The organism is Arthrobacter sp. FW306-1B-G06A (assembly GCF_058781765.1).
Genome location: NZ_JBYSXB010000041.1, coordinates 17,872 through 36,242 on the forward strand (window position 1 = coordinate 17,872; position 18,371 = coordinate 36,242).

Here is an 18,371-nt window from a genome sequence, read left to right on the forward strand (position 1 = left end):
GGACTGGCGGCGTCACCTTGTAATTGTCCCACCAATAGGAGCGTTGGCCCTACTCCTCCGGCTTCGCGAGCTCGTCCCACAGTTCGGAAAGCTTCTGCCTGCGAGACACTCCGAGCTTGCCGTAGACCCGCTGCAGGTGGGCGTTGACCGTGTTCACGGCGATACCCAGGCGGGCAGCCACCTCCGCACTGCTCAGCCCGGAGGCCACCAGGGCAGTCACTTCGCGTTCACGCTGGGAAAGCTTGACGACGCCGGGAAGGACCGAGGATCCGGCCTCCGGACTGGCCGGGTGGGGTTCGTCAAAAACGAAAGCCTCCTCCTGGTCCAACGCTTGCTGAGGTTCTCCGATGCCTACTTGCCCAGTTCCCATTTCCTGTCCTGCTTCCTGTCCCGACGGCATGCCGGACTCGACACTCCACACCAGCTCGGACACTCCGGCCCCCAGCTGCCGGTCTCCCCGGGTGCCGGTACGGGCCGCAAGGCCGAGATTCAACATCTCAAGCGCCCGGTGCCCCTTTTTGGCGGCAGACCCGGCGAGTTGGAGCAGCTTCCGGTGCGAGTGCTCAGCGCCAATCAGCACTGACCGGGCGGCGGACGAATAGCTTTCGGCGAGCTGCGAGGCCAGGTAGTTCCCTCCGCTGGCCCGCGAATCGTAGGCAGCCAGGGCGCGACGGACCTGGTTGACGTCCCCCAGCAACCACGCAGCCGCGGCAAGTCCGCCGAGCGCCGGCGGGAGGAGCCCGTCAGGGTCGGCTTCATCCAGCCGGGCCTTGGCCTGGCGGAACTGTTCACATGCCAGTTCCAGGCTCCCCTGCCTGGCAAGTACGAGTGCCCTGTACAGATGCGCTGAGCCACCGAAATAGCTCATCCGGTTGCTGAAGCTGGAACTTCCGGCGCAGAACATTTCGGGCCCGCCCCATTGCCCGCGCCAGATCAGGTTGGACCCGTGGATGGTCAGCACAGTGGAGTGGAAGTCCACGGGGCAGCGCGGCAGCCGCCCCACCGCTTCGAGCGCCAGGGTCGAAAGTGCGACGGCGTCCGCGAACCGTCCGCTGACAGCCAGCCCCTGGGAGACGAGCGCCATCAACAGCACGCCGGCCTGGGTGGGCGGGGGTGGATGGCCCTCCGATCTCAATCCAGGATCGACCAATTGGCTATGGCAAAGCCTTTGGAACAGCTCGGTGTTGGCTGAAGGCCAGCTACCGTTTTGGGCGTCCAGATACAGCTGGAGGACGTCCAGTTCGTCCCGGACGGCGGACTCGCCAAGATGGGCTGGCTCGCCGGGCTGGATGCCGACGGCGGCAGCCTCCAGCCGCCGTCGGGCATCCTGGAGGACCGCCTTCAGCACATTGGCTCCCGGCGATGTCGGCAGAAGCGCATGCAGCAGAAGCCACACAGCGTGGGCGAAGTCGAGCGTCAGGACGTCGGGGGTGTTCGCCACCAGACCCTTCAAGACCGTCACAGCCCCGGGAAAGTCCCTCGTCTGATAGAGCGCCCTCGCCAGTTCCACGCCGGCAACCAGTCCGAGTTCCGGCGCCCGCACCGCTTCCGCGGCCCGCCGGGCCCTCCGGTTGTCGTGAATGTCGTTCGCGGCGATGGCCACGGCCAAAAGATCGGCGTCCGGCACCGGTAAACCGCTTGCCTGTTCTAGGTCCACGCGGCGGAACAGCGTCCACAGCGAATCATCGCCAACGGGTGAGGACGTCGCGTAGATGCTCCTCCGAAGTTCGAGGATCCGTTCAGGTCCCAAGTGCTGCCGGGCCAGCCTCGCTTCGATGGCATGGCTGAGCGTTGCCGTCTCCTGGCTGTCTTTCAGGACCCGGATGGTTCCGTCGGACCGCAGCGCTTCGATCGCCCGCTTTGGGCCGAGTTGTTCAAGGACGGCCAGCGGTATCGGCTCCCCCACCGCCAGAATGTCCACCACCTGCCGCTGTGGCACGGAATAGCCCTCAAGCCGGTGGCGGGTCAGCTCGAGCGCTTGCGAACCGTCCAAGCGGATTGGTCCGGACAACATCCAGGAATCGGCCTGTTCCACGATCTCGCCACGCGCTGCGGCTTCGTCCACCAACAATTTCGCGGTCTGCAGGTTTCCACCGGTGAGGGTATGGATGTCCCGGACCAGGCTGCGGGCTGCGCGCCCGCCGAGGCGATCATCAAGGAATTCGCGAAGCTGCTCCTGCGTGAGATCGTCCAGGGTCACCACCGACAGCTGCCGCGACACCACGGATTCCATGAGTTCCATTCTCAAGGGCCGGTCCGAGCGGTGGGTGGCAATCAGGCGGATGTCCGGTTCAACAAGCAGTTGGCTCAGGAGCCAAAGAGACATGTCATCCAGGAAATCTATGTTGTCCAGCACCAGCAGTGCGGCGGATCCGGACGTCGCTGCGCCACGCACCGCTTTGCGGCAAGCCGCCACGATGGAGCCCGGCCACACTTTGGCCCTCGCCGGCAGGTCCGGAACAAGTGCCATGGCGATTCCAAACGGAATGTCCGCGAACGACTCCGAGACGTTGTGGGCGATCACGCTGAAGGAACCGCCCAGCACTGAAGCCGCTGCGTCCAAGAGGGTGGTCATTCCTGAGCCTCCCGGTCCCGAGATGACTATCCCGGCCGGTTCCGGCCCGGACAAGGCAATAACAATCTCCTGGAGCTCCGCGGCCCGAATAATCGGGGGCGGGGTGTGGGTCCCTTCGGTATCGTCCATGGTCCTGTCTCATCTTCGGGCCGCCGGACACACGTTCCTGACGGCTGTGGCACGGACCGGTGTCATTTCCAAACGTTACCTTCGGGTTTCAGTCCCTGGATTGAGTGGTAACTACTTGGTTTTCCGGGGCTACTTGCACGAAACATCCCCGCTCCACGGAGCCTCCGGGCGACGCACCACGGCGCCGTTTCCACCCCGGTTTTCCCGCCGGATTTGCATCCTCTGTTACCGCTCTGTGATCTGACTGTGTAAGCTGGTGCCGCAAGAGTAAGTTCCGGCTGGCTACTTCTGGGGAGTTGAAGCGCAGCCGATTTCCGCAACAACTCTGTCGTGACACACCGTTTGGCCGTGTACGACGCTGCCGCACGTTCAGCTGCAGCTCGCCTTATCCATTGCCCAGGTCTCGTATGTCTATGTCCCCAACAGATATGTCACCCAAAATATGAAACACCTGTTCACAGCACTGATCGCCGTGGCTGTACTTGCCTTTGGTGGGTTCGCCACCATCTCAGCTGTCCAGTCATCACACAAATCCTCCTATCAGGCCGGCGACCGCGGTTCATATTCGCGGCCAAGCTCATCGCCTTCGCCTTCATCCGCGCAAACGCGCACCGCCACGCCGGCACCGACGCCGACGCCCACACCCAGCAATGTTCCGGCCGCGGCGCCGTCGAGCACGCCCGCTGCCGCCGCCCCCGCTCCGGCCGCAACAGCCGCCGGCGCACCCGCACCAACGGCAGCGCCCCTGCCCGTCACGGGAACCTACCCCCTCCACACCAACATCGTGAGCACCACCTTCTGGGTGGGCGAGATCTTCAATGCCAGCCTCTCGGACGGCTCCCAGGTCTGCTCCACCTACAACGGCCAGTGGGCCTTGCAGCACACGGGGGTCAACATGGGAACCACTCCGTCCAGCGCGAGCGGTTGCCCCGGGAGCACTTACGGCGGTTGCGACGGAGTCAGCTCCGGCACCGGCACGAGCTTCCAGTGCGCCACGGAACAGCGCGTAGCCAGCAATGGGTACTTCCCGCTGCACCAGCCCAAGCCTTTGCAGAACCCGTTCTACTTGGACCTGCCTTACGACGACGTCAATGACAGCGTCGCTTTCGCCGAGCGTTGCAATGTTATTCCGTGGGCCGCCGCGGACAACGCCAAAACGGGCATCAACCACTGTGCGGACTCAAGCTACAGCTACATGAAGAACGCATGGGTCCAGATCACCGGCCCCAATGGCGCCGTTTGCTACGGACAAGTTGAAGACGCCGGGCCCTCGAGCGGTTCGCTCTACCACGATTCGGCCTACGTCTTCGGCGCGAACAACGCGCGTCCGGCCAACAAGTCCTTCTCCGGCGACCCGAGCCAGGGTGCAGGCATGGATGTCTCCCCTGCATTGAACGGCTGCCTGGGCTTCGCCGAGCTGAACGGCGACAATGACCACGTATCGTGGCGTTTCGTTGACCGTGCCAGCGTGCCGGCCGGTCCGTGGCTCAACGTTGTCACCACTTCGGGAGTCACCAACTAATATCCCGGGACCCACGGGTCAGCAGGACATTACCCACTCCGGGAGTGTCGGACGCCCATGCCACCCAGCCGCAATGGCTGCCTGGCATGGGCGTCCGCGTGTCCGCCACCTTTCCAGGGCTGTCCCTAGCCGGTCCGCACCACGGACGGCCCCGGCGTCGCGATTTCCTGAGGTTGGCGTTGGATCCTCCGAACCGGGCTGACCCACACTCCCGACGAACTCGCCGAGTACGCCTTGGGCAAGACCTGGAGGCAAATCACTGCGTCCAATATCCGCATCAACGGAAAGAAGGGCGCCATCAACAAAAAGCGCGGGTTGCGCATCGAAACTGCGGCAAGGACTGTCAAGAAGAGGTCCGGCAGGAAGACCCCAATGAGAACGTCCTGGGGCCGCAGGACGCCTGACAGAAAGATAAAAACCTCTGAGCGATTGCCGAAAATCCACACCTCGATGGCAGCGAGGGACGATAGCAGGAATGCCGGCACCAGAAGGACGAAGAAAAGGCAGCTGGCTACGAGTTCAACAATGTACAGCCCCAGGACAAACCAAAATCTGCTGAATTGCAGGCCGTGCCGCCTGACGGTTTGCCAGAAACCAAGAATCCACCGCCGCACCTGCTTGATATAGTCCTTCAGGTTGTCCGGATCCTGGGTGTACGCAACAGCCGCAGAGGGATGGAATGCGATCCTTCCCAGTTTCTTCGCATGGATTTCAAACGTCATGTTGAAGTCTTCGATCACCAGTCCCGGCGCCAGGACCTCTATTTTTGCGAGTGCACTGGTTCTGTACATGCTGGCGAATCCGGGCACGATGGAGACGACATTTGCCCCTTGCGCCGCTTGGCCGTATTTGAGGAGCAATTGGACCACGATGTACAAGCGCTCCCGGTATGCCACGAGGAATCGGCCGATCGCCGTCGGAGGTGCCGGGCTCATGATCGATTTGGCCCGTCCCGCGACGGCAACCACCGTCGGATCGTCAAACAGCGGCAACCCCGTTTCGAGGTAATCCGGCGTCGGGCGTGTGTCCGCGTCCAGGAGCATGACCACCTTGAACCGCTTGCACAGGTCGAAGTGGGCGATGCCCGCCGCGAGTGCGCCTGCCTTGCCACGGTTCGGTTCAAGGTCAAGGACCTTCACCCCCGCGGCCCGAGCAATAGCTGCTGTGTCATCAGTGGACATGTCCGAAACGACGTGGATGTTGCGGCGAGGTACCAAAGCGGACGCGGCGAGGATTGTCTCCCTGATGACCAGGGCCTCGTTGTGGGCGGCCACGAGGACCGCGACATTCGCCGGGTAGAGCCGCACCCCCTTCGCACGATGGCGGGCCCGCGGACGCCGAGGGATCGGTACCGTGCCGCCGCGCAGCAGCGCGATCCACCCCCGGATCCGGGAAGACATCCCCTTGACCCGCCACGATTCCTCACCCGCCAGGCGGACCAGCCCGGCAACCGACCAAAAGATCGTACTGACCCCCAGAACCAAGAAGATCGAAAGCAGAACTATCACGGCGACGGAGCTCCCACTGTGTCGTACATTTCGTAATCATCGGTAGCAAGCTGGCCATCACTGAAGAGGTTCAGTCCAAAGCTGATGGCCTCGGCTCCTGCCGGAACGGGCGGCGTATCCCAGATCGCCTGCTCGTAACTGGTGTTGGCCGCGAACCACGGACTGGCCGTCCAGTAGGTCCACGTGCCCAGCTTGTTGCGGTAATACACTTCGAATTGGGTCTTCGCGTTGGACTGGTACCACGCCCTGAGCGAATAGCTGTGGCCGGTACTCACGCTCGGAGCGCAGGCTCCCAGATCGAGGACGGGAAGCAGTTTGGCATCACCGGACGAGTATTCGCTCACGTCCAGGCGTCGGGCCACAGCGCCGGAGTGTCCAGGGGTCAAAGTGCTCAGGACCACGGCATTCTTGCCATAGGACGACACCTGCCAGCATTGCGGCAAGCCATACTTTCCAGCCGTTTCCAGCCCCGGATTCCGAAGGGCATTCGTTCCTGGTGCAGCCGGCGCCGCCACGGGACCGCTCACCACGGGTTTCGCCACGCCGCCGATCACGTCATGTACCGTGCGCACGGCCATGGTCCCTTGTTGTGTCCTGGCCGCCAGCCAAGTGGCGAACTGTTCGAACAACGCGGGGCTGATGGAGCGGGGGCTGCCGCTGTTGTCGACGTCGTAGAAGGTCAATTGCAACCAGCCCCCGGCCTTTTCGGCCTGCGTTACTGTCGCCTGAAGGTCGGCCAACGTCCACTTGCTGCCGACCTCGGATGTTGCCCGCGTCCGGAACAGGTCCGCCGGACGGACGGATTCCGCTGCAGCGCAGCCCGCGCAGTCGATGGGAGTGGTTATCTCGCCGAGGCCACGCGCGCTGTTGAAGCCACATCCAGCGACCTGCTCTTCCGACTTCGGCGTCGAAGCCGCAAACGGATAGGCAAAGGAGGTGACCTTGAAGCCCCAGTCCGTAAGGTTCACCCGATCGTTGCAGATCTGCCTCGATGCTTCGTCAGGCTCTACGGAAGTCACATCGGCAAGGGTGACCGTATGCCCGCCGATCTCATTCTGGTCCGCGGCCAGGGTGTGGAGATTGTCCGTTGTCATGTAGTCAGGCGCTCCAACAAAGCCCGAATCGATGAAAAACGTGCCCCGGAGGCCGTGGTCCTTCAAGATCCGGGCCGCCTCCATCTGGCTTGACCGGCCCGCATCAAACGTCAAGCTAACGGATGAGAGCGGGGCGGCAGACGGCGTGGGGCTGGTGGTTCCGGATCCGGAGGGAGCCTGGCTTCCGTTGATCAGCGATGTTGCGCCCGTCAACAGGAGCAGCACCGACACCCACGAGGCAGCCCAAAGACCTGCCCGCTTCCTCGACATGCGGATCGGTCCGGATGCGATGCCCTTCCCCCGCGGACTCATCGCCAACCCGCACTGCCGTGGTTCCTGAAGGGGCCGGTGGCGACTGGGGGAAGCCTCGGTCTCAAAGGCTTATTCACCACCGGCCCCCGCTCAGGGGCCCTCTCGATGAGGGCGCGCTGCCGTCCGGCAGCGCCGTCAATTGGCGCAGGGTCCATGGGAGGGACCGTGCAGGATCCCCCAAGAGCAGGTTCGAACTCCAGGCAAACGCCTTCTCGGTTTAATCCGCCGCGTCCTAATGCCGCTCGGACCAGAGCGTCCATTTCCATTCTGAGACCTGTCTTTCCCCCGTTGCCCTCAACCAACTGACACCATCAGCGTAAGAACCAGGGCGACCACGGACACGAGTACGCTCTACCCGTCTTTACACTCAACCTTGACGTCCGGACGGTGCCACTACTCGTGCGCTGCGCGCGCAACACCGGGCTCAAACGTCGGGGCGCGGGCAGGGGCGAATCCGATCCGTTCGTGGTCAAATGGTGCAATCAGGCAGTCGGAATTTAAGGATGGCGGAAGAGAGTGTCCAGGAACCGGGGAAGCGGCGCGTCCGTTTCGGCTGAGTCGGACGGCGCGCGGGACGTCCGTCGCTCGTCGTCCCCGGCCAAGGGACCTCGCCGCCGGCTGTCAGCTTTCGCCCGGGCCTGCATTGCCGCAATCCTTGTGGCGGTGGGGATGGGGGGCATCCTCGTGTGGCGTTTTACCACGGACGCAAACGGTTCCCTCGAGCCCCCGTGGTTTTCCGGCTACGTCGACGTCACGGTGGTCCCTCAATACGCTTTCGAGACACCCGTGGGCGAGGGCACCAAGAATGTCACGCTGGCGTTCGTGGTGGCACTGGCTGGACAGCCCTGCACACCGAGTTGGGGTAGCACATACAGCCTCGATGCCGCGAAGACCTCGCTCAAGCTCGAAGAACGTATCGCCAAGCTTCGGTCAAACGGCGGCGCCTTCGCTGTGTCCTTCGGCGGCTCAGTGAACAGCGAGCTCGCCAACTCCTGCTCGAATACAACAGATCTGGAAAGGGCCTATCGTGCGGTCCTGGAACGCTACAACCCCGGAACAATCGACTTTGACATCGAGGGCGACAACCTGGCGGACAGCGCGGCCTGGCAGCGCCGCGCCGCAGCCGTCGCTGCCCTCCAGAAGGAGAGGATCAGGGAAGGGCACGCCCTTTCAATTTGGCTGACCCTCCCGGTCACCCCGCAAGGGCTGACCGACGCCGGAACCTCCGCCGTCGACCAGATGCTCGCCGCCGGCGTCGAACTCTCCGGGGTCAACATCATGACCATGAACTACGGTTCAAGCCGGAGCGAATCGCAAAGCATGCTCGATGCCGGAACCTCAGCGGCCCAGTCCACCAACGACCAGCTAAGCATCATCTACCAGCGTGCGGGAATCACCCTTAACAGCGAACAGATCTGGGGAAAGATGGGCCTGACCCCTATGATCGGCCGGAACGACCTCCCGGGCGAGATATTCGACCTTGACGCGGCCCGCGGATTGAACTCATTCGCCATCAGCAAGGGGGTTCAACGGGTGTCCATGTGGTCCTTGAACCGGGACACGTCGTGCCCCGAGGACACCCCCGAGGATCCGGCCAGCCATGTGTGTAGCGGGATCGATCAAGGAACCCAACGCTTCTCCGATGTATTGAGCGCGGGATTCCACGCCAAACTGCCCTGACCCGCCGATCAACGATCCCGCCGATTGGCAGAGGATCATGCCTGGCCTGGACGGTCCGCCCTGTTCTGGTTCTTGGCTTCGGCCGGGCGGGCGAGGTGCCTTCCGTTACCGTGCCGAAACAGCTTCTTAAGCCACTGCATGGATACCTCCGGTTTTCTTGGGACTGTCTCTACCGGATTGCCTGGACGGCTCCGGTTGCCGGTGCTACTTCACTTGGCTGACCGTGACGATGTTCAGCCACGGTCCCGCGGGAACCTGGTCCCGTGGCACGAACTGCCAGTCGACTTTGTCCGACTCGCCATCAAGATCGGAGAAACCAAGGCACCCGTTGAGCGCAGGCGAGACGTCCATTCCGGCCCCGTTGAACTTCTTGTTGGCCGGACGGGCGTCATTGGAGCCGAAAACGTAGTCCTTGTCGTGATACTGGCCCGGACCCGCATCTTCAATCTGTCCGTAGCATTCCCGGTTGCCCATCCGGATCCTGACCCATTGGTTCTTCATGTAACTGAAGGAACGGTTCTGGGCATTGCCCGCGAAACCCGGATCGTTTGCCCACGGGATGACACTGGCCCGTTCCGCGAAGGCGGTGGGATCGTTGACGTCGTCGTAAGGAAGATCGAGGTAGAACGGGTTCTCCTTTGGAGTCATGCTGGTCGGTGCATAGCCTTTGGCCTGCGTTCTCGCCTCGGTCTTGCAGCCGTTCGTCACGACGCCGTCACAGCCTCCATAGCTCTGCATCCATTGGGAGTCGTAGGTCGACATCACTTGGCTCCCGTCTGCCGCTTTGGGATCAAAGATCTCGCCGACCCAAAATGTGGTGGATACAATCCCGGTGTGCCAGGGATACCGGCCGGCTGATTGCGTCGGACTCGGGCTCGGGCTCGGGCTCGGTCCACCGCACGCTGCCGTCAGCAGGGTCAGGACCGCAAGCACAGCCGCTCCACCTCGTCCGTGACGCTTGGATCCGGATGCTGGGCGATTCACATCGTGCTCCTGGAAAAGGGTTCGTCGGATCTTTCCTTGGACAAGGGCGGGCGACCGGTCAGCGCGTACTCCACTCACCCAGCCGCCCGTCCTTACGCTGTAGGCTATGCCGTCCCTTCGTTCACGACGCGAGGGTAATCTTCCAACCTGCCGGATCCAAGACTTTTGCGGGTTTGTAGTCGGCCGCGACGTTGAGGATGATCTCATCCAAGGTGGTCTTCGGCTCGAAGCCAACAAGCCCGAAGGACTTGCTGTTGTCCGGAACCCGCCGGCGCATGTCCTCGTAGCCCTCTGAGTAGGCCTGCTCATAAGGCACCAGAGTGATCGCGCTGCCGCTCCCAAGGAGTTCGACAATCCTCTCGGCCAACGTCAGGATCGAAATCTCGTAGCTGCCGCCGAGGTTGTACGCATTTCCGTAGGCAAGCGGTTCCTCGGAAATGCGGACGATGGCCGGAACGATGTCGCCGACGTAGGAGAAGCACCTGGTTTGATGGCCGTCTCCGTAAACCGTCAGGGGTTCACCGACGAGCGCCTGCCGCACAAGCCGCGGAACAACCATTCCATAGCGGCCTGTCTGCCGCGGACCGACCGTGTTGAAGAGCCGCACGATGGCAACCGGCAACCCGAATTGGCGCCAGTACGCGTGGGCAAATGCCTCGTCAATACCCTTGGCGGCTGCGTAGGTCCACCGGGACTTGAGCGCGGATCCCAGGATGCGGTCCGCTTCCTCCGAGAGGCTGTCCGAGGTGTTCTTACCGTAAATCTCGCTTGTGGATGCCAGCAACAGCGAGGCACCTGATTCAAGGACCGAGTCCAGGACCACTTCGGTGCCATGGATGTTCGTGCGAAGGCTCTCCAACGGGTGGTCGACGATCAAATTCACGCCAACCGCGGCGGCCAGGTGGAAGACCCTGTCGGCACCCGCCACCACCTTGTCCACTGCGTCACGGTCGAGAATGGTGCCCTCGACGAAGTGGAAGTTCCTGTGGCCGATGACGCCTTTGAGATTCTCCAGGCGTCCGGTCGACAAGTTGTCCAGCACGGCGACTTCGTCCCCGGCCGCCAACAAGTACTCAACAAGATGGCTTCCTATGAACCCGGCACCGCCGGTTATTGCTGTTTTCATTACTCCTGCTTCCGTCGAAAACCTGGTGGATCTAGAGCCGGGTTACGTTGCCGGCCTTGGGCAAGCGGTATGTCGTGTCCAGGACTGCCGGAGCTCCGGCCAGCCAGTCAAGTTCCATCTGGCTGTGCCTCGTGTGCAGGATCACCAGGTCCGCACCCCAGTCAGCAGGCGATTGCTCGGATTGAAGGGTCCCGCCATGGCCGTCGGGAGCCGTCTGGCACCAAGGATCCGAGAATGCCACTTCCGCTCCGTCGGCGATCAAGGCGGCAATGATTTCCAACGCCGGGGATTCCCGGAGATCTTCGACGTCGGGCTTGTACGCAACCCCGAGGACCATGACGCGTGCACCGGAAACACCGTGGTTACGGTCCGACAGGATACGCCGGGCCTTCTCCACTACCTGGTGCGGCCTGCCCGCAATCCCGGCCATCGCCTGCTCGATCACGGGGGCAGTCAAGCGGGCCTTGCGCAATTGCCACAGCAAGTAGTGGGGGTCGCACGGTATGCAGTGTCCGCCGACTCCGGGACCGGGTGTGAAGGCCATGAATCCATACGGCTTGGTGGACGCCGCATCGATGACGTCCATGACTTCCATGTTGAGTTCGTGGCAGATATCGGCGAATTCGTTAGCCAGGGCGATATTGACGGCCCTGAACGTGTTCTCCACAAGCTTGGTCATCTCGGCGACATCCGCCGACGGCACCACGTGAACCAACTTGGTGCTGGCGCTCAGGAGCCGTTCGGCAACTTCGCCGCACGCCGGGGTCACGCCGCCGACTACCCGGGGGACGTCTTCGTGGGAGAACGAATCCACGCCGGGGTTGATGCGCTCGGGCGAGAAGGCCACGAACACGTCATGGCCCGGGATAAGTCCCCGCGCTGCCAGGGGCAAAGCCAGGAGGTCGCGCGTGGATCCGACGTACGTTGTGGAGGTCAGCATCAGCAACTGGCCAGTGGTGGCGAAATCGACCACCGAGGCACAGGCCGCCCGCAGAATGGAGAGGTCCGGAACCAGGTACTCGTCCACGGGAGTGGGAACGCACACAACCACTGCCGCCGCGCGGGCAAGCAATGACAAATCGCTGCTCAGCATGAAGGTCGGGTCCAGCAGCGCGTTGCTGAGCCGCTCCCTGTCGGAGTCCAGAAGATCTGCCCGTTGCTCCCGGATCACGGCCAGGCGGGCGTCGGACACGTCAAGGCCGAGGACACGCCGACCGGAAGCGTTGATGGCGAGGGCCGTGGGCAGGCCCACATAGCCCATGCCCACGATCGCCACGTCGAAAGTAAACGCCTGATCTTGTGTGGTTGTCCGTGTTCCCGCGCCCTCCGGCCAAGCTGGTGCCTGCGTGTGCAAGGACTGCGAGCTCCCGTTGGGCTCTGCCTTGAGGGTCTTTACCTTCGTGTTCGGTGCCATGGTCAGTCGACCTCCCGGTGCCTGTTGTCTCCAGTGTGAAAGAAAGCCGGCGGCGGAACGGGACGTGCCCTGGTCTCAGAGGGCACATGACCGCCCGCCGCCGGCTCGATTGTGGGGGTGCCCGCGGAATGCGGGAAACCGGTCGCATTGGAGTTGACTTCTCGCTGGATCACCGGGTGGTTTTCCTGTAGCAAAGAATTCTTCCTGCGTTTCATCTCGAGACCCACTTATCCCCAAATGAGTGGCGGTTGCCATCAGGAAAAGCGTATTAACGAACCCCCAAGGCGGGCGCGAGTGGGCTCTACCCGTCTTTGGATGCGCGGTCCCTCCCGCGGCGATTGACTACCCGTCCGAGCGCTTTTAACCACTCGATTCAGTACTCGCTTTTAGGCCTTTCGCCCTTTGCGTGCCGTCTGTTCAAGCGCACGACGGCGGAACGCGGCTTCGGGGAAGCGGTCACCCGATCCCAGTGGTCAACCCAGTCGCGCCTGCGGCTAGCCCAGTCCCTGCGCGCCGTGGGCACCGTTCATCAAGTCTTCGCGGTGGCTGATGCCAAGCTTGGCGAACATTCGGTACAAGTGGCCTTCAACCGTGCGCAATGACAGGCCCAAGCTCAGCGCAATGTCCTTGTTGCTCGATCCCGACTGCACGAGCGTCGCGATTTCCTGTTCGCGCCGGGTCAGCTTCTGGAGATCCGGGGAGGCTCCTTCAACGGCCGGGCCGGCCTTGTCGAGAGCGGCGGTGCGACGCTTGAGGAGTCGCTGTCCTTCGAGCTGGCGAGCCTTGTCCCCCCTGCTTTCCAGGATCCGTAGGGCGTGGCTGGCGCAGTCAGCGGCGGCAAGCTCCAGTCCGTCCTTGGCTGCCGAATCACTCAGCTCAATGAGGCGATCCGCGTCCTTGTGCGCGAGGGCAAGCCCGACGCTCAAGGCGAACTCCGCAGTGCGGCCTTCGCTGCCCTGGGCTACCGCTACCAGCCGACGCGCCACACTGGGGTCTCCCAGCCTCAGGACTAACATCAGGATGTCGATCTCGGCGCCGATAGCCCCGTCCGCGGCCGCGGAATCCGCAAGGGACATGAGTCTCGAGATCGCCGTTTGCGTTCCGGTGTGCTCGGCTCGCGCAACTGCCGCATGACCTTGTGCCAGCAGCGACGGATGCACGCCTTCCCGGACCAATGTGTCGTATTCGTTCGAGTACGTCATCGCGGTTTCCCGGCGTTTCAGGATCGACGCCGCGTAGGCGGCGGCAGCAACGGCGTCGGGCAAGTCGCTCCCCATGTCGGAGACGCGCAGCATGCTGACAGCCTGGCGAAGCCGGGGCAGGGCCACTCCCAGGTCTCCCCGGCGCAGGTCCACCATTCCGGCAGCCAGGTGGAGCATCCCGCCCGAATAGATCAGGGAGTTCGGTGCTTGGGAAACATGGTTCTTGAGGAACGTTTCAAGAACGCCGAATTCGCCTGCCTGCTGCAAAGCCAGGATGTAGCGGCGCATCACCATTCCTGCGTACTGGAGGCTCCAGTCGCCGCTCGCGGCGACCATTTCCTGTATCTCCATCAGAATCTGGATGGCGGACACCGGCCGTCCCGTGACCGCCATGGCCTCTGCGAGGAGGGTGCCCGCCACGAGGCGGGACTCGTCGTCGTCCGCTTCTTTCCAGATCTGGCGGAGTTCCCGCTCTGTCTCGACGTAGTGGCCTTCGGTTTGGAGGCCTTCCAGCGAAAGGAGCCTGCTTCCCAGTTTCCCGCGTTCCAGCTCATCGGGGTCGATGCCCTGACGGGATTCGGCAAGCCTGGCCAAGGCTGCCTCCCATTCGTACGCAGCCTGTTTGATGGCGTTCGGCCCGACGCCTTGCCGCCCGGCGAGCTGGGCCGCCAACATCGATGCCTGCCGGACCGTCCGCGGATCATTGGTCCGATCCACGACCCCCGCAAGCGAGGACACCGATCCCCTGATGTCGCCCCGGTACCATTTGGCCCGCGCCACCTCTACTTGGGCGGCAAGCCTCAGGGACGGATCCTTGATCGCGCCGGTAACCCGCTCCACGTAGCTGGGGATGAACAACCGGTTTGCCAGCTGGGCCGCCTCCAGGATGTCGGAGTCCGGAACCTCGGTGCCCGATTCCAATCCCCAGGAGACGTAGCGCAGCAGCCCGTCCATGGTCTGCGGCTTGGACTCCATGAGGTTCACGATGCGCCGCCGGATGGTCATGCTGTGGGCGGTCGGGACCAGCTGGCGGATGACTTCGCCAACCAGCGGCTGGGCCAGCCGGACATGCCGCTCGGGGTCGGACGCAATCTCGATGAAGTGCAGTTCCTGCAGTTCGTCCACGGCGCTGGAGTCGCCGGCCCGTTGCACGACGTTCAGCGGGACAGGCTCGGCGAGGGCCACCGTCTCCAGGGTGTCGCGCTGCGCGGCGCCCAGCATCAGGATCTGGTTCCGGACAAGGTCCATCAAACGCACGCTGGTTCCCCGAAGCTCACCCGAAAGCATCCAGGCGTCGTTGCGGCAGACCAGTTGGCCCAACGACTTGGCGTGTTCGATGAGTTCCAGCAGGAACATCGGGTTTCCACCCGAGTACTTGCAAAGGACGGCGCTGGTGCCCTGGACGACGGGCGCATCCAAGGCCTGGGCGCAAAGTTGGTTGACTTCCTGCTCGTTGAGCGGCTGCAAGTCGAATCGGTCCACGAGTCCCTCGGACCACATCGAGAAGACCTCTGCGGGCGGCGCCGGATACGGACGGCAAAGGAACACGACCTTGGCGGCTTCCGCGGCTGCCAACTGGGCCAGGACAGCCACACTGCTGTCATCGATGTGATGTGCGTCCTCCACGATCAGGACCGCCGGTGCCGGATGTGGCTGGCCTGCCGGGTTCAACGCCGCGACCACGGCCCTCAGGACCGACAATGGCTCGTTGATCTGGCTCGGGGTCAAGGCCGTCAAAAGGGGCGCCAAGGCAGCGAACGGTACCGAGGCCAGGGTTGGACCGGCAAAGACCCTGAAGGGGCGGACACGTTGCCCTAATTCATAGACCACTTCGTTAATCAGTGCCGTCTTGCCGATGCCCGCGTCACCGAAAAGCAGGACTCCGGGCCCATTGGCGTCGAGAAGGCAGTCGACGACGGCGGCCATCACGTTGAATCGTCCGACAAGCGCATCGGCCGCAACCACTTCAGTCATTTCGCACCACCTTCGACGTTGCCAAGCGCGAAGCTCAGCTCAGAGCGTTCAACGATTTTCAGCTTGCCGAAGATCTGGTAAAGATGCCCTTCCACCGTGCGAACTGAAACATGGAGCTTAGCGGCGATACCCTTGTTGCTCTCCCGGTTCGCCGCCAGCTTGGCGATCTCCATCTCGCGAGCGGTCAGCTTCAATCCCTCTTGGTTTCCGCTTTGCGGGGTGCGCAGGCGCTGCCGGCACGTTTCCGCGAGCTGCCGCGCCTTCCTGAGGGCCGTCTTGTCCAACTGAACCTGGTCCAGCTGCAACACCGTCTCCGCGATATCGAAGGCAAACCTGTCGTTCTGCATGTCTTCGGCCAACCGTGCAGCCTCAAGAAGAAGCTCTGCGCTTCCGGACATCGTCGCCCGTGCGTACGCAACGCACAGTTCCGCGAATCGTCCCTGGCAGCGGAGTGCCGTGTCCAACAGCCGTGGAGCGGCTGCCACCGCGCCAAGCCGAACGGCTGAACTGAGGCAAAAGATCTCGTGACCGGGGGCGCCCTCGTCCCGGTCGGCGTCGGCCAAGCGGAGGAGCTCCTCGACGGCGGCCTCCGGGCCGTCGACCCGATCACGGGCCAACGCCGCGAGGTACCTCTTCGTCCGTTCCTTCCGCCACGTCGGCCGGCGCAGCTGGGTGGAGGCTTCCTTCAGGTAGCGCAGGGCCTGCTCCTGCTCGCCCTGCAAGGCCGAGGCGTAGGCCGCCGCAGTGCAGGCGACATCCAACATGCCTTCGTTGTCCTGGACGCGCAATTGGCTTATGACCGGAATGAGCGCGTCCAAACCGTCCTGGCCCCGTCCCTGGAGGCACCGGAAGATCGCTTTGGGAAGATCGATCGCTGTAGGCAGTGCCTCGGCGACGGAAACCAAGAGGTCGTCGCCGGGTTGGACCATTTCCGCCTCTTTATCCCACCGTCCTGCAAGTACGAAGGCGAACCGCAGCCGCGATGTGGCGCGTCGGGCCGCCGCGACCGAAACAGCGGGATCATGGCAGTCAGCCGTCAGCTGTTCCGCCATGTCCGCCGCCTCGGATTGCCGTCCCGTCAGGGCCCACGCCTCGCACAGCCAGCTTCCGGCGAGGAGGCGGAACTCGGTGCCGTGCGATTCAAAGTCTTGAAGAACTTCTTCCAGTCTTGCCGCCATCTCAGCGTAGGAACCCGAATAGCTGGCTGCCTGCGATTCGGCAAGGACAAGTTCCTCCCGAAGTGTTGCGATGTCCTGCTCTTCGCCGGTTTCGGCTTCGAGCCGCTGCCTTACGCGGGCCAGCGTTTCGCAGGCTTGCGCCGTGGTTTCGGGAAGGGCCAGAAGGACTGCGGCCTCGGCCAGCTTGAGCCGGACCCATTCGGCCAGGGTGGCTTCATCCCCGGGTTCATCCAAGTGAAGACCCAGCAGCTCCCGGGCCGCAGCGACGTCACCCAGTGTCATCATCGCGCGGGCTTCCTCGGCTACTGCCCCGGGCACCGTGGAGTGGCCCGGAATGGACCGGACCAAGCGCAGGGCCAGCCGCGCATCAAGTTGCCGGTTCGCCATCGCGGCAGCTTCAAGCGCTTCTTCCCTTCCCAGCTTGGCTCCGCAGTCCAATGCCCAAGCGGCCATGGATAGCAACATCGAGCGTTGGCCAAGGGCCGGATCCATCGATTTAAGGAGCAGGCCCCGGAGTTCGTTGCTGCGGCCAGGGGGTACGTTCGCCCGGACCACGTCACCGACCAGCTGGCTTTGGAGCCGGGCCATCCTGGGCAACGAGTCGTCGACGACGAGGACGCCCCTTTTCTCAAGGGAGTCCACATCGTCCGCCGAGGCGAGTGCCAGCAGGGATTCCAGGGGCACGGCCCTGGCCAGTGAAAGGATCTCCAGGACTTTGCGCTCACCGTCGCCCATTCGCCCAAGCCGCGTGGTGATCAGATCGGTGATTGCCCTGCCATGCTGTTCGCTCCGGGACGTCAGGACCCAGACGCCGTCGCTTTTCAGGAGCGAACCCGATTCGGCGAGCTCCGCTGCGAGCATCTTGAGGTAGTGCGGGTTGCCCCCGCTGGCCGTCCACAGGGCATGGGCGCCGGACGGGGAGACCTGTGCTCCGAGCCCGGCTTCGAGCCAGGCGTGCGATTCCTGGAAAGTCAGGGGCTTGAGGTCGATCCGGTGCAGGAAGCCATCCCCGCACAGCCGCGTGATCTCGCCGCAGAGCCGCTGCGGGTCGGTGCAGGTGAGGACAAGTTGCGCTGTGCCGTTCCTCGCAAGTTGGGCCACTGTCATGGCCGCCAACTCATCAAGCTCGGTCGCGTTTTCTATGACCAGGTACACCGGCTTTCCCTCGGAGCGCTCACGGAGCAAATTGGTGAGTGCCGACAACACCAGGACTGGATGCGCCAGGTATCCCGGGTCAAGATCGCTCAGAAGGATATTGAGGGCGCCGTACGGTGATCTCGCCAACGCCGCGCTGCCGCGGATGACGACGACGAATGAGCGCCCGCGTAGCTCGTTCACCGCGCGAGTAGTCAAGTAGCTCTTGCCGCTCCCCGACGGCCCAGTAACAAGGACGCCACCCTTGGAAGCTGCCAGCGCGACGGCGATGTCCTCAACAGCGGCTCTGGGTCCGATCGGCGGCCAGGCCGTCGAAATTACCGATTTGCCTCCGGTTCCATCCGACGAAGACGTCGCCGAAGATGCGTCGAACGCCTGGTACCGGGACGCGTTCCCGGACCGAACGGCATGGACCGTAGATGCACTGCCTGCTGTCAACATGAGCGAGACCCCCAGTGATCGAGTGGTGACACCCCCCAATTAACCAGCTGGCCGTCAGGCCCACACCAGTAGTGAGT

The 18,371-nt window shown here is 63.3% G+C and carries 13 protein-coding genes; 4 read left to right on the forward strand and 9 right to left on the reverse strand.

Going from position 1 to position 18,371, the window contains the following annotated elements; translation table 11 throughout:
- Positions 1-49 precede the first annotated feature (49 nt).
- Positions 50-2,704 (reverse strand): LuxR C-terminal-related transcriptional regulator, encoded by a 2,655-nt coding sequence (locus tag AC3WJM_RS18655; protein ID WP_476910287.1) that lies wholly within the window; start codon positions 2,702-2,704, stop codon positions 50-52.
- Positions 2,705-3,244: 540 nt separating this feature from the next.
- Positions 3,245-3,460, reverse strand: coding sequence for a hypothetical protein (locus tag AC3WJM_RS18660; RefSeq protein WP_284989819.1), 216 nt, complete (start codon positions 3,458-3,460; stop codon positions 3,245-3,247).
- 28 nt (positions 3,461-3,488) lie between these two features.
- Between AC3WJM_RS18660 and AC3WJM_RS18665 the strand changes: the two genes are divergently transcribed.
- Positions 3,489-4,226, forward strand: a complete 738-nt coding sequence (locus tag AC3WJM_RS18665) for a hypothetical protein (RefSeq protein ID WP_307052629.1) — start codon at positions 3,489-3,491, stop codon at positions 4,224-4,226.
- Between the two features lie 125 nt (positions 4,227-4,351).
- On the opposite strand, the gene AC3WJM_RS18670 is transcribed toward AC3WJM_RS18665, so the two are convergent.
- Both AC3WJM_RS18670 and AC3WJM_RS18675 read right to left on the reverse strand, forming a co-directional pair.
- Positions 4,352-5,734: a glycosyltransferase family 2 protein gene (locus AC3WJM_RS18670; protein WP_492272620.1), complete on the reverse strand. Its 1,383-nt coding sequence runs from the start codon at positions 5,732-5,734 to the stop codon at positions 4,352-4,354.
- Positions 5,731-6,912 carry a polysaccharide deacetylase family protein gene (locus AC3WJM_RS18675; RefSeq protein WP_492272626.1) on the reverse strand — a complete coding sequence of 394 codons (1,182 nt, stop codon included), beginning with the start codon at positions 6,910-6,912 and terminating at the stop codon, positions 5,731-5,733. The genes AC3WJM_RS18670 and AC3WJM_RS18675 overlap by 4 nt, the downstream gene beginning before the upstream one ends.
- Here AC3WJM_RS18675 and AC3WJM_RS18680 point away from each other — a divergent pair.
- Both AC3WJM_RS18680 and AC3WJM_RS18685 read left to right on the forward strand, forming a co-directional pair.
- Positions 6,860-7,168: a hypothetical protein gene (locus tag AC3WJM_RS18680; protein WP_253257238.1), complete on the forward strand. Its 309-nt coding sequence runs from the start codon at positions 6,860-6,862 to the stop codon at positions 7,166-7,168. The genes AC3WJM_RS18675 and AC3WJM_RS18680 overlap by 53 nt on opposite strands.
- Positions 7,169-7,656: 488 nt before the next feature.
- Positions 7,657-8,820, forward strand: a complete 1,164-nt coding sequence (locus tag AC3WJM_RS18685; RefSeq protein WP_492272621.1) for a chitinase — start codon at positions 7,657-7,659, stop codon at positions 8,818-8,820.
- Positions 8,821-9,024: 204 nt separating this feature from the next.
- Here AC3WJM_RS18685 and AC3WJM_RS18690 read toward each other — a convergent pair whose 3' ends face one another.
- The 5 genes from AC3WJM_RS18690 to AC3WJM_RS18710 form a co-directional block, all read right to left on the reverse strand.
- Positions 9,025-9,804, reverse strand: coding sequence for a hypothetical protein (locus tag AC3WJM_RS18690; RefSeq protein ID WP_307052631.1), 780 nt, complete (start codon positions 9,802-9,804; stop codon positions 9,025-9,027).
- 121 nt (positions 9,805-9,925) lie between these two features.
- The gene (locus AC3WJM_RS18695; protein WP_059387927.1) at positions 9,926-10,930 is read right to left on the reverse strand and encodes a dTDP-glucose 4,6-dehydratase; all 1,005 of its coding nucleotides are present in this window, start codon (positions 10,928-10,930) and stop codon (positions 9,926-9,928) included.
- 31 nt (positions 10,931-10,961) lie between these two features.
- Positions 10,962-12,344, reverse strand: a complete 1,383-nt coding sequence (locus tag AC3WJM_RS18700; protein WP_284989824.1) for a nucleotide sugar dehydrogenase — start codon at positions 12,342-12,344, stop codon at positions 10,962-10,964.
- Positions 12,345-12,838: 494 nt separating this feature from the next.
- Entirely contained in the window at positions 12,839-15,520 is a 2,682-nt protein-coding gene (locus tag AC3WJM_RS18705; RefSeq protein WP_492272622.1) for a helix-turn-helix transcriptional regulator, read from the reverse strand.
- Complete coding sequence (locus AC3WJM_RS18710; RefSeq protein ID WP_492272623.1) at positions 15,517-18,051, reverse strand: helix-turn-helix transcriptional regulator; 2,535 nt, start codon at positions 18,049-18,051, stop codon at positions 15,517-15,519. Before AC3WJM_RS18710 ends, AC3WJM_RS18705 begins: the two co-directional genes overlap by 4 nt.
- A gap of 46 nt (positions 18,052-18,097) precedes the next feature.
- Between AC3WJM_RS18710 and AC3WJM_RS18715 the strand changes: the two genes are divergently transcribed.
- Complete coding sequence (locus AC3WJM_RS18715) at positions 18,098-18,337, forward strand: hypothetical protein (protein WP_172465510.1); 240 nt, start codon at positions 18,098-18,100, stop codon at positions 18,335-18,337.
- Positions 18,338-18,371 lie beyond the last annotated feature (34 nt).